The organism is Lysobacter korlensis, from assembly GCF_042434515.1.
Genome location: NZ_JBHLTG010000004.1, coordinates 521,361 through 535,105, shown reverse-complemented (window position 1 = coordinate 535,105; position 13,745 = coordinate 521,361). Strand labels below are relative to the sequence as shown.

The following is a 13,745-nucleotide window of genomic DNA, read 5'->3' as shown; positions in this document are numbered from 1 at the left end:
CGGTAGTTCCTTACACGCGCGCCGCCCGCGCACGGCGCTAACCGGCGCGGGCTCAGATCTCGACCTGCGTGCCCAACTCGACGAGCCGATTGCCGGGAATGCGGAAGAACCCGGTCGCCGGCGCCGCATTGCGATGCATGACCGCGAACAGGCGGTCGCGCCACTGCGGCATGCCGCGTTGACCGCCCGCGACGATCGTTTCGCGGCTCGCGAAATACGTCGTGTCCATCGGATCGAAGCAGATCGAGCAGTCCTCGTCGCCGCTGCGCATCAGCGCGAGCGGCACGTCGGGCGTCTCCATGAAGCCGAAGCGCACGATGACGCGATAGAAGCCCTCGGAAATCTCATCGATCTTCAGCCGCTTGTGCGCGTACGGCACGCTGAGCGTATGCACGGTCAGAAACACATTGCGCTCGTGCAGCACCTTGTTGTGCTTGAGGTTGTGCAGCATCGCGTGCGGCGCGACGCCCTGGTCGGTGGTCATGAACACCGCCGTGCCCGGCACCCGCACCGGCGGCGCGAGCATCAGTGCAGGCAGGAACGCATCGAGCTGGATGCCTTCCTTCTGCACTTCCTCGTGCAGCAGCTGCCGACCGCGGCGCCAGGTGCGCAGCATCGTGAAAACGACGATGCCCAGCAGCACCGGGAACCAGGCCCCGTCGAAGAACTTCACGCCGTTCGCGATCAGGAACGCGGCGTCGATGATCAGGAACACCACGCACAGCGGCAGCACCCAGACGCGCGCCTTCGGCCAGCGCGCCTGTGCGACGAGCGCGAGCAGCACGGTGTCGATCAGCATCGTGCCGGATACCGACACGCCGTACGCGGTCGCGAGGCGGGTCGAGCTCTGGAAGGCGAGCACCAGCGCGATCACCGCGACCATCAGCGTCCAGTTGATCGCCGGGATGTAGATCTGTCCGATGGTTTCCTTCGACGTGTGCTTGATCTGCATGCGCGGGATGTAGCCCAGCTGCATCGCCTGCCGGGCCACCGAAAACGCGCCGGTAATCACCGCCTGCGAGGCGATCACCGTCGCGGCAGTCGCGAGCGCGATCATCGGATAGCGGGCCCACTCCGGCACGCCGATGTAGAACGGGTTGCGGACCGCAGTCGGGTCCTCGAGCACGAGTGCGCCCTGGCCGAGGTAATTGAGCATCAGCGACGGCAACACGAAGAAGTACCAGCCGTAGCGGATCGGCTTGGCGCCGAAGTGGCCCATGTCGGCGTAGATCGCCTCGCCGCCGGTCACCGCGAGTACCACCGCACCCAGGATGAAGATCGCGTGCCAGCCGTAGTCCATGAAGAACTGCAGCGCCCACCACGGGTTCAGCGCCAGCAGCACTTCCGGGTTGTGGGTGATGTTGAGGATGCCGAGCGCGGCCAGCGAGATGAACCACACCGCCGTGACCGGACCGAACACGCGGCCCATCTTGGCCGTGCCGTAGCGCTGCGTTGCGAACAGTGAGACCAGGATCACCAGCGCGATCGGCACGATCCAGTCATGCAGTTCGGGCGCAGTGACCTCGAGCCCCTCGACCGCGGCCAGCACTGAAATCGCCGGCGTAATCACGCCATCGCCAAAGAACAGCGATGCGCCGAAGATGCCGAAGATGCCCACCAGATAGCCCGAGCGCGAGTTCTTCGGCAACGTGCGCTGGGCGAGCGCCATCAGCGCCATGATCCCACCCTCGCCTTCGTTGTCGGCGCGCATGATCACGGTGACGTACTTGACCGTGATGACGATCATCAGCGCCCAGAACACGAGCGACAGGATGCCGAGCACTGTGTCGTGGTTCGGGATCAGCCCGTAATGCGGCGAGAACGCTTCCTTGAGCGTGTAGAGCGGGCTGGTGCCGATGTCGCCGAACACCACGCCGATCGCGCCCACGGTCAGGCCGAACAGGCCGATCTGGCCATGGCCGTCACGGTGGTGCTCGGTCGCGCTCTTGCCGGAACGTCTGGCCATCAAGGCGTCGCCTGGGACTGCACGGGAAAGAGGCCGCTCAACGGAGCGCGGACTTTAGGGCCTTGCGGATGATCATCGCGGCATCGTCGCCGGCCGCGGTCGCGTCGCGCGCCATGCGCACGGCCTCGGCCGGCTTGTAGCCGAGCTGCTGCAACGCGATCACCGCCTCGCTCTGCGGATCGGCCGGCACACCGCCAGGCGTGAGCGTCGCGCCGGCGCCTGCGAAATCCGCGGCGCGGTCGCGCAGCTCGACCACCATGCGCTCGGCGGTCTTCTTGCCGATGCCCGGAATGCGGCACAGCGCGGTGATGTCACCCGCCTGCACGAGCCGGGCGAACTCGTCGACGCTGGTGCCCGACAGCACCGCGAGCGCGATCTTCGCGCCCACGCCGCTGACCCGCTGCACGTCGCGGAACAGCCGGCGCTCGCCCTCGCGCAGGAAGCCGTACAGCGAGACGCTGTCCTCCTTCTGCGCGTAATGGGTGAACAGCGCGACCTCTCGGCCGAGCTCGGGCAGGTCGTAGAACGTGCTCATCGGGGCTTCGAGCTCGTAGCCGACGCCGCCCACGTCCACCACCAGCCACGGTGGCTGCTTGTGGACCAGGATGCCCTTGAGTCGACCGATCATCGCAGTGCTCCGCGCGTGCTGCAGGCTGTCGTGGTCATGGATACGTCGTTGCCGGGATGGCGGACGCGCCACCTCGACCAGTAGATGTGATTGCGCCAGAGCTGCGCGCCTCGTGCTCGGCCGCGGCGCCCAGGCCCTTCGCGGTCGGGTATTTGCAGATCCGCACCATCAGCGCCGCCTCAGCAGCGCGACGCTCGCGCCGGTGCGCTGTGCGGTCGCGCTCATGTGTGCGTGCGTCAGTGCGACCGCAAGCGCGTCCGCGGCGTCGGCCTGCAGCTTCGCGTCGGGCAGGTTCAGCAGCAGCCGCACCATGTGCTGTACCTGCACCTTGTCGGCCGCGCCCTTGCCGACCAGCGACTGCTTGATCACGCGCGGCGCGTACTCGGCGATCGGCAGGTGCCGGCGGACGACCGTCGCCAGAGCCGCGCCGCGCGCATGGCCGAGCTTGAGTGCGCTGGTCGCGGATTTGTCCATGAACACGGTCTCGATCGCGACCTGCATCGGCTGCCATTCGTCGAGCACGGCCTCGAGCCCCTCGCAGAGCAGGCCCAGGCGCGAAGGAAAGTCTGGGGCGTCGAGCAGCTTCAGCGCCGAGGCATGCACGAACGTGCAGCGCCCGTCCGGCGCAACGTCGATCACGCCCACGCCGGTGCGCTGTGACCCGGGGTCGATGCCGAGGATGCGGATGGTGGCGGTCGCCTGGGTACGCGTGTGGGGGTTCGGATGCATCACGTGGCTTGGCGGGATCGGCAGGCATGGCGGCCCTGGCTGATCCCTGTCTCCGGTCCCGAATCCCGTCCGCCGTCAGGCGAACGCGGCCTCGCCGAGATCGGCGTTCGAATAGACCGCCTGCACGTCGTCCATGTCCTCGAGCCAGCGCAGCAGCTTGGCAACCTGCTGCGCGGTTTCGCCGGACACGGCGATGTCGTTGTCGGCGCGCATCGTGACTTCGGCGATGTCCGGCGCGAAGCCCGCCGCTTCCATCGCGGATTTCACCTGCGCGAACGACTCGGGCGCGGTCACCACGTCAATCGCGCCGTCTTCGGGATACACGACGATGTCGTCGGCGCCGCCCTCGATCGCGAGCTCGGTGATGCGCTCCTCGTCGGCTCCGGAGGCGAACGAAAGCACGCCAAGCTTGCGGAACATGAACGCGACCGAGCCGTCGGTGCCGAGGTTGCCGCCGAACTTGCCAAACGCATGCCGCACGTCGGCGACGGTGCGCACGCGGTTGTCGGTCAGGCAGTCGACGATCACCGCGACGCCGCCGGGCGCATAGCCCTCGTAGCGGATCTCTTCGTACTCGACGCCTTCGAGCTCACCGGTCGCTTTCTTGATCGCGCGTTCGATCACGTCCTTGGACATGTTCGCCGACAGGCCCTTGTCGATCGCGGCGCGCAGGCGCGGATTGCCGGTGGGGTCCCCGCCACCGCTGCGCGCGGCGACGCTGATCTCGCGGATGATCTTCGTGAAGATCTTGCCGCGGCGCGCGTCCTCGGCGTTCTTGCGGGCTTCGATCGACGGTCCGCGACCCATGGTGTTTCCGAACGTGTGGCGAGCCGGCGATTTTACCTGATCGCATCGCCGCGGGCCGGCGCGTGCTCCGCGCCCGCCGACGGCCGGAACCGCCCGCTGCCGAAGAACTGCGCGGCGAGCGTCGCCGCCTCGGCCGATGCCAGCAGCCCGCAGTGGCTGGACGGGATGACGATGTGGTCGGCCAGGCCCGGCAGCCGGGTTTCGGCGACCGCGACGGTGCCGTCGCTGGGTCCGTCGAAGCGCCCGAACAGCTGCCCGAGGCCGATCGGCCGGCGCCCGGCGACCACCGCCAGCTCGGCGGCCCCATCCCACGGATCGCACCCGCTGCACAGCAGCGGCGCGCTGCGGCCCAGCAGCCGGCCCAGACCCTTCAGCTGGGAAACGCCGCTAGCGGCGGCACTGCCGCACAGCGGCGAGCCGAGACAGACGACCCGCGCGACCGGCAACTGCGGGTGCTCGCGTAGCGTGCGCACCGCAAGCAGCCCGCCGAGGCTGTGCGCAAGCACGTGGCAGGGCCCGCGTGCGAGCAGTCGCGCGAGCGCCGGCGCCGCGTCCGGCCCGTTGATCACGCTCGAATACCCGAAGCGCTCGGGCGCGTACCCGGCCCGCGCCAACTGGCGACCGAGCCAGGCCATCGACGCCGCCGGCATCCACAGCCCATGCACGAGCACGACTCGGCGGACGTCGCGGCCGCGATCGGACCCGGCGCCGGACGCCTTGCCGGACGCGCCGCGCGGCCGGGCGTCCGCGGCTGGAGTAGGCTTCGCGCCGGTCACCCAGCCCGCCCCGGTACTGCGATGAAACTGGCGCTGTTCGATTTCGACGGCACGATCACGACCCGGGACACGTTCACGGACTTCGTGCATTGTGCCGTCCCGCCGCGACGCATTGCGCGGGGCAAAACGCGGGTCGGCAGTGCGATGGCGAGGAAAAGGTACGCCGCATCCGGGCGACATTCGACCTGGCGGCCTGCGATGAAGTGCATGCCTATGGCGACTCGCCCGGCGACCGCGCGATGCTCGCGCTCGCAGGCCATCGCTACTACCGCGGGCGCGAGCAGCGCTGAGGCGGCCTGGCGTCGGCTGCTAGCGCGCCGGAGCCGGTTCGCGCCGCAGGATGAACTCCAGGTCGCGCACGCGGCCGACCGGAAATTCGTACGTGCCGACCTTTTCGAACCCGTACCGCGCATAGAACCGCTGCGCACCCGGGTTCTCGCTCCAGACACCGACCCACAGCGTGCACGGGCCGTTGCGTTCAAGCCACGCGACCGCGGTTTCGAACATCCGCGCGCCCCAGCCGCCGTTCTGGAACTCCCCCAGGATGTACAGGCGCTTGACCTCCCCGTCCCCGGGCTTCACGTCGTCATGGGGTAGACCGCACGGGCCCGCGGCGCAATGGCCGACCGCCCGGCCCTCGTGCTCGAGGAACCACACCGCATAGTCCGGGTGGCCGAGGATCACCGCCTGCTTGTCGACCGCATAGGCATCAGCGAGGAACGCCTGCAGGTCTTCTTCCAGATACAGATGGCCGAACGCTTCGACGAACGTCGCGGTAGCGAGCTTCGACAGCGTTTCGGCGTCTTCGACAGTGGCGCGGCGCAGGGTGCAGGTCATGCGCGGATTATCACTGCGCCGCGGCTAACAGGCATTGCGCGAACTGTCGCGATCAGCGCGAGCGGCATGCCACGCGGCGGCAACCGCCCTGCCCCGTGGCGATCGCCGCTCAGGCCTTCGCCGGCTTCGGGCGTACCGACACATGCACCTCGGCCAGCTGCGCGTCCGGAATCGGGCTGGGCGCGCCGGTCATCAGGCACTGCGCGGTGGTGGTCTTCGGGAACGGAATCACGTCGCGGATCGACTCGGTGCCGGCCATCAGCGCGGCAATGCGGTCGATGCCGAACGCGATGCCGCCGTGCGGCGGCGCACCGTACTTGAGCGCGTCGAGCAGGAAGCCGAACTTGCCTTCCGCTTCTTCCGCGCCGATGCCGAGCAGCTCGAACACGGCCGACTGCATCTGCGGGCGGTGGATGCGGATCGAACCGCCGCCGATCTCGTTGCCGTTGAGCACCATGTCGTAAGCGCGGCTGACTGCGGACTTTGCATTGGTGCGCAGGCCTTCGATCGTATCGACGGCGGGCGCCGTGAACGGGTGGTGCAGCGCGACGAAGCGGCCCTCTTCCTCATCCCATTCGAACATCGGGAAATCGGTGACCCAGAGCGGCTTCCAGCCGCCCTCGACCAGGCCCAGGTCGCGCCCGAGCTTGATGCGCAACGCGCCCATGAAATCGCTTGCGGACTTGTACGTCGCCGCGCCGAAGAAAATCGCGTCGCCACCCTGCGCACCGGTCGCCTCGAGGATCGCAGCGAGCGTCGCATCGTCGAGGAACTTCGCGATCGGCGAACTCACGCCCTCGCGCCCCTTCGCGGCGTCCTCGACCTTCATCCACGCCAGGCCCTTCGCGCCGAACTTGGCGGCGTACGCGCCGTAGTCGTCGATCTGCTTGCGCGACAGCGTGGCCGCATTCGGCACGCGCAGCGCGATCACGCGGCCATCCTCGGCATTCGCCCAGTCGGTGAACACCTTGAACTCGCAGTGCTTGACGAGTTCGGCGATATCGGTGAATTCAAGCGGGATGCGCAGGTCCGGCTTGTCCGAACCGTAGCGGCGCATCGCCTCTTCGAACGTCATGCGCGGGAACTGCGCATCGAGTTCGACGCCGATCACTTCGCGGAACACGACGCGGATCATCTCCTCGACCATGTCCTGCACATCGCGCTCGGTAACCCACGCGAACTCCATGTCGAGCTGGGTGAATTCGAGCTGGCGATCGGCGCGCAGCGCCTCGTCGCGGAAGCAGCGTGCGATCTGGTAGTAGCGGTCGAAGCCCGCCATCATCAGGATCTGCTTGAACAGCTGCGGCGACTGCGGCAGCGCGTAGAACTCGCCCGGGTGCATGCGCGCCGGCACGAGGAAATCGCGCGCGCCCTCGGGCGTGGCCTTCGTCAGGATCGGCGTTTCGATGTCCTGGAAACCGCGCTCGTCGAGGTAACGGCGCAGCGACTGCACGAGCTTGATGCGCGTGCGCATCATCTTCTGCATCTCGGGGCGGCGCAGGTCGAGGTAGCGGTACTTGAGGCGGATGTCCTCGCCCGCGTTCTCGTGCGCATGGAACGGCAGCGGCTCGGCTTTGTTGAGCAGTTCGATCTTCGTCGCGACCACTTCGACGCGGCCGGTGCGGATACGGTCGTTGACCGAATGGCGCGCACGCACGGTGCCCGTGATGCGCAGGCAATCCTCGTAGCCGACCTGGGCCGCGGCGGCCATGACCTGCGCATTGCCTTCGTCGGTCGGCTCGGCGACGACCTGGACGATGCCTTCGTGATCGCGCAGGTCGATGAAGACCACGCCGCCGAGGTCGCGGGCGACGTCGGCCCAGCCGCAGAGGGTGACGGTCTGGCCGATCAGGCTCTCGTCGACGAGGCCGCAGAAATGGGTACGCATGGAAGCTCCGGAATCGCGCCGGCAGGTGGCGCCGGAAAGCCGGTCATTTTAGCGGCAGGGCGGCGGGCCTGCCGTGTTCACTTATGCATGGGCGGCATCCACGTCCGGGCTTGTCCGGCAAGCGCTGGTTGCCTGGCCTGAGGCACGGGCGAGCGCACCGGAGCATTGCGACGGAATCGAAGCGAAAAGCGCGGCTCCGGCTGGAGGTCGCCCCGTTGCCGGGGGTTGCTCCGCGCCGCGGGCGGCGTCCTGCCTTTACGCGTCGGCGCAGGCCATCTTGGCCTGCTCTGCGCAACCCCCGGCAACGGGGCGACCACGCGAGCGCGGGGATCGCCAGCTTCGGGTCGACAAGCCCGAAGCTATACCGCGGGCGTAAGCCTTGGGAATCGGAACGCCAGACGAAGTTTGATCCGCGGCGTTGAGTCGCCTCAGGCCGCAGGCTTGGGCTCGGTCTTCGCCGGTGCGGCCGGCTTGGCCTCTGCCTTTGTCTCGGCAGGCTTGCTGTCGGCCGATTTCGATTCCGACGACTTCGACTCGCCGCCCGAACCACCGTCAGCGAGGTTGCGCTTCTTGTCGCCGTCCTTCTTGAAGTCGGTTTCGTACCAGCCCCCGCCAGCGAGGCGGAACTGCGGCGCGGTCAGCTGCCGGCGCACCTGCGGCTGCGCGCATTGCGGGCAATCGGTCGGGTCGGCATCGGACATCTTCTGCAGGCGGTCGAAACTGTGGCCGCAGGCGGCGCACTCGAAGGCATAGATCGGCATGGGCAGGACGGCAGCGGAAAACCGAGCCCAGTCTGGGGCCGTCCGCTCGCGATTCAAGCCCCCCGCCGGTCCGCGGTCGCCGGTTGGCCTGCTTCGACGGGCGCCACCGCGGGCGAATCGGGCACTTCGTCTTCGGGATGCTCGGCCCCGGGCGCATTCGGGCTCAGGTCGATCGGCGTGCGCAGCAGCAGGGACGGCAGCATCGTGTTGAGTACGGTGTAGATCACCAGCGCGCCGAGCCAGCTTTCAGGCAGGCCGAAGCGCGAGTACAGGATGCCCGCCAGCACGAGCGTGAACACCAGCGTCGGGGTAAGTGCGAGCGCGACGCGCATGCTGCTGCCCGAGCTTTCGCCGAACATCACCCGCCGCTGCAGCCAGACGATGCCGATGCGCAGCGGCAGCAGCACTACGGTCAGCACCAGCCCGATGGCCAGCGCCTTCGGGCCCAATGCGGAAGGCGGCACATGCGTGCCAGCGCTGAAGAAGTAGATCGGCACGAAGAATGTCGCGAACAGCCGCAGCGCGTGCAGGTTTTCCTCGGACGCGAGCTTGGGCATGCGCTCGTGCAGCAGGCGAGCGATCACGCCGACGATGAATGCGCCGACGAGGTAGTAAACGCCGAGCTTGTAGGTCACGTACGCAGCGACCAGCCCGACCATGACCAGCAGCGAGAACTCCGAGCCCTTTGCGTGCGGCACGACCCAGCGCCCGAGCGCGATGAACAGCAACGGCACGCCGATCACCAGCGCCAGCATCGCGGCTGACGACAGCGCGAGCTGCTGCATGTCGCCGGCCTGCAGCATGACGAACAGTGCGGCCAGCGCGACGATCTCGCCGGCGATCGCCTTGTTAGTGACCCAGAACGCTTCTTCGTCGTCGAGGCCGAGCCGCTCGAGCGTATCGAGGATGAAACCCGTCGAGGGAGTGAGCAGCGCAAGCGCGAGCAGGCCGGACGCCTGCCAGCCGAGGTCGAGAAAGCGCCAGGCCAGCCAACCCAGCGCAAACAGACTGAGCGCGCGCACCGCGAGATGCGTGAGCAGCGGTTTCCAGCGCCGCTTGAGCGCACCCGGGTCGACCTCGAGCCCCGCGAACAGGAACAGCGACGAGATGCCGATCGTCGACAGCAGCGCCAGCACCGGATCGTGCGTCTCTTCGCCGAACACGAACACCGCGACGATACCCGCGACCAGGCTCGTGACCGGCGCCGGAATGCGGAAGCGCTGAAGCGCTCGCGGCACGACGAGCAGGCAGAAGATCAGCACGAGATAGATCAGGTCGCGGTTCATGGCACTCCATAGGGGCGCACGGCCGGAGCCGTGCAAACCTGTGGGCTGTACCCGGCCCGAACGCTACATCGTGTGATGGCGGGCATTGCACGCCGGCGCGGAGCGCGCGCCGAATGTGGCTTTCGGGCGGGGTCCCGACTGGCGTCGATACCGACCAAAGCTGCTGATTCCGGCGCGTTTACGCCGCTTCGTAGAGCGCCAGCAACTCGGCCTCGGCGACCGCGAGTTGCACCGCGACCGCTTCACGCTGGCGCGCAAGTTCGGCGGCGTTGGTACCGCCGCCCGCATAGCGCGTCGGGTCGGCCAGATCCATGTCCAGCGTATGCAGCTTCGATTCGAGTTCGGCGACGCGCGCCTCGGCCTTGGCAAGCTTGTGCGGGTTCGTCTTCGGGCCTTTTGCGGCCGGCGGCGCAGGTGCAGGCGCCGGTGCGGCGGCCGCAGCCGCGACCGCTTTCGCCGCCGCGGCCTTGCCCGCCTTGCCGTCGTTGCTGCTGTCGCGCGTGCGCAACCAGACCGCGTACGCGTCGAGGTCGCCGTCGAACGGCTGCGCCACGCCGTCGGCGACGCGCCAGAAGGTGTCGCAGACGAGGCCGATGAGGTGGCGATCGTGCGAGACGAGCACGATCGCGCCGTCGAAGCCGCCCAGCGCTTCGGCCAGCGCCTCGCGCATGTCGAGGTCGAGATGGTTCGTCGGCTCGTCGAGCAGCAGCACGTTCGGCCGGCGCCAGGCGATCATCGCCAGCGCCAGCCGCGCGCGTTCGCCGCCGGAGAAGCTGTCGACCGACTCGAACGCGCGGTCGCCGGGGAAATTCCACTTGCCGAGGAAATCGCGCAGCTGCTGCGTTGCCACGCCCGGGGCGATTTCCATCAGGTGATCGATCGGCGTCGCGCCCTTGCGTAAGGATTCAACCGTGTGCTGCGCGAAGTAGCCGATGCGCAGGTCCGGGTGGCCGCCGCGCTCGCCGGTCAGCAGGTCGAGTTCGCCGACCAGCGATTTGACGAGCGTCGACTTGCCGGCGCCGTTCGGCCCGAGCAGCGCGACCCGGTCTCCCGCCTCCAGGATGAAGCTGACCTGGTTGAGCACGGTGTGGTCACCGTAGCCGAGGTCGGCGTGTATCAGCCGCAGCAGCGCGTTCGGGATCTTCGCCGAGGCCGGGAATTCGACGCGCAGCGCGCGCTCGGCGCGCACCGCTTCGGTGCCCTGCATCTTTGCAAGCCGCTTGACGCGCGACTGCGCCTGCTTCGCCTTCGCCGCGCTCGCGCTGAAGCGGTCGATGAAGCTCTGCAGGTGGGCGCGCTCGGCCTGCGCCTTCTCGTGCGTGATCTGCTGCAGGCGCAGGTGCTCGGCGCGCTGGCGCTCGAACGCGGTGAAATCGCCGACGTAGAGCTTGGCCTTGCCGTCGTGCAGGTGCAGCGTGTGCGTGGTGACCTCGTCGAGGAACTCGCGGTCGTGCGAGATCAGCATCAGCGTGCCCGGGTACTTGAGCAGCCATTGCTCGAGCCAGAGCACCGCGTCGAGGTCGAGATGGTTCGTCGGCTCGTCGAGCAGCAGCAGATCAGACGGCGTCATCAACGCACGCGCGAGGTTCAGGCGCACACGCCAGCCGCCGGAGAACTCCTTGACCGCGCGCTCGTGCGTGTCGGCGGTGAAGCCCAACCCGTGCAGCAGCTTGCCGGCACGCGCGCTGGCGTCGTAACCGTTGAGCTCCTCGAGTCGGTGGTGACACTCGGCGACGGCTTCCCAGTCCTCGGCTTCGACCGCAGCGCGCTCGGCCATGATCGCCGCGTACACCTGCGCGTCGCCGGACAGCACGAAGTCCAGTGCCGGATCGTCCAGCGCCGGGGTTTCCTGGGCGACGGCCGCCATGCGCACGCGATTGGGGATGTCGAGGTTGCCGAGGTCGGACTCGAGCTCGCCCTGGATCGCCGCGAACAGCGAGGACTTGCCGGTGCCGTTGCGGCCGATGACGCCGACGCGCCAGCCGGCCTGCAGCGTCAGGTCGACTTTGGACAAAAGGAGGCGCTCGCCACGACGCAGGGCGAAATCACGGAAGGCAATCATGGCGGCATTGTAAGGCCGCGGCCGGCGCACTCCGGCACTGCGCCCGCGATCGGGCGCGATTTGTGGCGGCGTCGCGGCTACACGTAGAGGCCGGTCACGTTAGGCTCGTGGCCGGCAGCCGTTTTTCCGACGCGGCCGACCCGCCTTTCCACCATTCCCGCAGGGCCGATGCACCACACTTCGCTGATCGCCATCCTCGTCGCAGGCTTCGTGCTTGCGTTCATTTTCGGGGCGCTCGCGCACCGGCTGCGGCTGTCGCCGCTGGTCGGCTACCTGCTGGCGGGCGTGATCGCCGGCCCCTTCACGCCCGGCTTCGTCGGCGACCAGACGCTTGCGCCACAGCTGGCCGAGATCGGCGTGATCCTGCTGATGTTCGGGGTCGGCCTGCACTTCTCGATCCGCGACCTGCTGTCGGTGAAAGGCATCGCGGTGCCCGGCGCGCTGATCGAGATGACCACCACGACCACGATCGGCTGGCTGCTCGCGAAATACCTGCTGGGCTTTTCCGACGGCGGCAGCTTCGTGTTCGGCCTGTCGCTGTCGGTCGCGAGCACGGTGGTGCTGATGCGCGCGCTGGAGGAGCGCCGCATGCTCGAGTCACCGACCGGCCACATCGCAATCGGCTGGCTGATCGTCGAGGACCTCGCGATGGTGCTCGCGCTCGTGCTGTTGCCGGCGCTGGCCGGGGCCCTGCGCGGCAACGATGCCGGCGATGCGCCGGTCTGGCCGGTGCTGTTCATGACGTTGCTGAAGGTCGGCGGCTTCGTCGCGTTCATGCTGCTGATCGGCCGCCGCGTGATCCCGTGGGTGCTCGAGCGCGTGGCCGGCACCGGCTCGCGCGAGCTGTTCACGCTGTGCGTGCTCGCGATCGCGCTCGGCGTCGCGTTCGGTTCGGCGACGCTGTTCGGGGTGTCGTTCGCGCTCGGCGCGTTCTTCGCCGGCATGATCCTCAACGAGTCGGAGTTCAGCCATCAGGCCGCGAACGAAACGCTGCCGCTGCGCGATGCATTCGCGGTGCTGTTCTTCGTCTCGGTCGGCATGCTGTTCGACCCGATGATCCTGATCGAGCGGCCGCTGCAGGTGCTGGCGACGTTCGCGGTCATCCTGCTGGCGAAGTCGACCGCGGCGTTCGCGATCACGCGCATGTTCGGCCGGCCAACCTCGACCGCGCTGACGATCGGCGCGAGCCTGGCGCAGATCGGCGAGTTCTCGTTCATCCTCGCCGGCCTCGGCCTGCAGCTGCGCATCCTGCCGCCGGAGGGCCAGAACCTGATCCTGGCCGGGGCGTTGCTGTCGATCACGGTCAATCCGTTCCTGTTTGCCTGGATCGACCGCCGCCGCGCTCAGGAGCTCGCGCAGGCACCGGCGCCGACCGAACAGGTTGCCCCGCCGATCCCGGCCGACATCGAGAACCACGCGATCATGATCGGCTACGGCCGGGTCGGCAGCGAACTCGCGCGCCTGCTATCCACGCGCAGCGTGCCGGTGGTCGTGATCGACAGCGAAGCCCATCTGGTCGAACGCGCGCGCGCCGCGGGTTTTCCGGCGATCCGCGGCAACGCGGTCAACCCGCGCGTGCTCGAAGAAGCGCTGCCGGGGCGTGCGACTACGGTGATGCTCGCGATCCCGAATGCCCTTGAGGCCGGTGAGATCATCGCGACGCTGCGCGGGCTCAACGCCGGGCTCAGCATCGTGGCGCGGGGGCATTCGGATGCCGAGGTCCGCCATCTACTCGAGCATGGCGCCGACGCCGCGGTGATGGCCGAGCGCGAGCTTGCGCACAGCCTGGCCGAGATGGTGATGGCGATGCCGGTCTACCGCGGCGCGCGCAAGCTGCCGCCGACATCGGCGGTGTTCTGAGGCGCAGCGTTTGCGGCGTCGTCGACGCGTGCGCCGCGCCTGTGGCAGGGTCGACGGGATGCGCGGCCGTGCCGGCCGTGCGGTTCGATGATGGAGACAGTGCGTGAGCAGCGAAGACACCAATGACGGCGCAGCCGCAACGAGC

At 68.4% G+C, this 13,745-nt stretch carries 12 protein-coding genes; 2 read left to right on the top strand and 10 right to left on the bottom strand.

Features of this window, described 5'->3' with window-relative positions; genetic code table 11:
* Positions 1-52 precede the first annotated feature (52 nt).
* From ACFFGH_RS18855 to ACFFGH_RS18835, 5 genes are all read right to left on the bottom strand, one after another.
* A complete protein-coding gene (locus ACFFGH_RS18855; RefSeq protein ID WP_386671093.1) occupies positions 53-1,966 on the bottom strand; it encodes a potassium transporter Kup in 1,914 nt (637 codons plus the stop codon).
* 37 nt (positions 1,967-2,003) lie between these two features.
* Positions 2,004-2,594 carry a Holliday junction branch migration protein RuvA gene (ruvA, locus tag ACFFGH_RS18850; protein ID WP_386671091.1) on the bottom strand — a complete coding sequence of 197 codons (591 nt, stop codon included), beginning with the start codon at positions 2,592-2,594 and terminating at the stop codon, positions 2,004-2,006.
* 168 nt (positions 2,595-2,762) lie between these two features.
* Positions 2,763-3,323, bottom strand: a complete 561-nt coding sequence (ruvC, locus tag ACFFGH_RS18845; protein ID WP_386671089.1) for a crossover junction endodeoxyribonuclease RuvC — start codon at positions 3,321-3,323, stop codon at positions 2,763-2,765.
* A gap of 75 nt (positions 3,324-3,398) precedes the next feature.
* Positions 3,399-4,130, bottom strand: a complete 732-nt coding sequence (locus tag ACFFGH_RS18840) for a YebC/PmpR family DNA-binding transcriptional regulator (protein ID WP_386671087.1) — start codon at positions 4,128-4,130, stop codon at positions 3,399-3,401.
* Between the two features lie 32 nt (positions 4,131-4,162).
* On the bottom strand, positions 4,163-4,906 hold the full coding sequence (locus ACFFGH_RS18835; protein ID WP_386671085.1) for an esterase/lipase family protein: 744 nt from the start codon (positions 4,904-4,906) through the stop codon (positions 4,163-4,165).
* Between the two features lie 89 nt (positions 4,907-4,995).
* Between ACFFGH_RS18835 and ACFFGH_RS18830 the strand changes: the two genes are divergently transcribed.
* A complete protein-coding gene (locus ACFFGH_RS18830) occupies positions 4,996-5,196 on the top strand; it encodes an HAD family hydrolase (RefSeq protein ID WP_386671083.1) in 201 nt (66 codons plus the stop codon).
* A 19-nt stretch (positions 5,197-5,215) separates the two neighbouring features.
* Here ACFFGH_RS18830 and ACFFGH_RS18825 read toward each other — a convergent pair whose 3' ends face one another.
* From ACFFGH_RS18825 to ACFFGH_RS18805, 5 genes are all read right to left on the bottom strand, one after another.
* On the bottom strand, positions 5,216-5,743 hold the full coding sequence (locus ACFFGH_RS18825) for a GNAT family N-acetyltransferase (RefSeq protein ID WP_386671081.1): 528 nt from the start codon (positions 5,741-5,743) through the stop codon (positions 5,216-5,218).
* A gap of 109 nt (positions 5,744-5,852) precedes the next feature.
* Positions 5,853-7,631: an aspartate--tRNA ligase gene (gene aspS, locus ACFFGH_RS18820; RefSeq protein WP_386671079.1), complete on the bottom strand. Its 1,779-nt coding sequence runs from the start codon at positions 7,629-7,631 to the stop codon at positions 5,853-5,855.
* 428 nt (positions 7,632-8,059) lie between these two features.
* Positions 8,060-8,392 (bottom strand): FmdB family zinc ribbon protein, encoded by a 333-nt coding sequence (locus ACFFGH_RS18815; protein ID WP_386671299.1) that lies wholly within the window; start codon positions 8,390-8,392, stop codon positions 8,060-8,062.
* Between the two features lie 53 nt (positions 8,393-8,445).
* On the bottom strand, positions 8,446-9,678 hold the full coding sequence (locus ACFFGH_RS18810; RefSeq protein WP_386671077.1) for a cation:proton antiporter: 1,233 nt from the start codon (positions 9,676-9,678) through the stop codon (positions 8,446-8,448).
* A gap of 178 nt (positions 9,679-9,856) precedes the next feature.
* Complete coding sequence (locus ACFFGH_RS18805; protein WP_386671075.1) at positions 9,857-11,740, bottom strand: ABC-F family ATP-binding cassette domain-containing protein; 1,884 nt, start codon at positions 11,738-11,740, stop codon at positions 9,857-9,859.
* Positions 11,741-11,908: 168 nt separating this feature from the next.
* On the opposite strand from ACFFGH_RS18805, the gene ACFFGH_RS18800 reads away from it, so the two are divergent.
* Positions 11,909-13,600, top strand: a complete 1,692-nt coding sequence (locus ACFFGH_RS18800) for a cation:proton antiporter domain-containing protein (protein WP_386671073.1) — start codon at positions 11,909-11,911, stop codon at positions 13,598-13,600.
* Positions 13,601-13,745 lie beyond the last annotated feature (145 nt).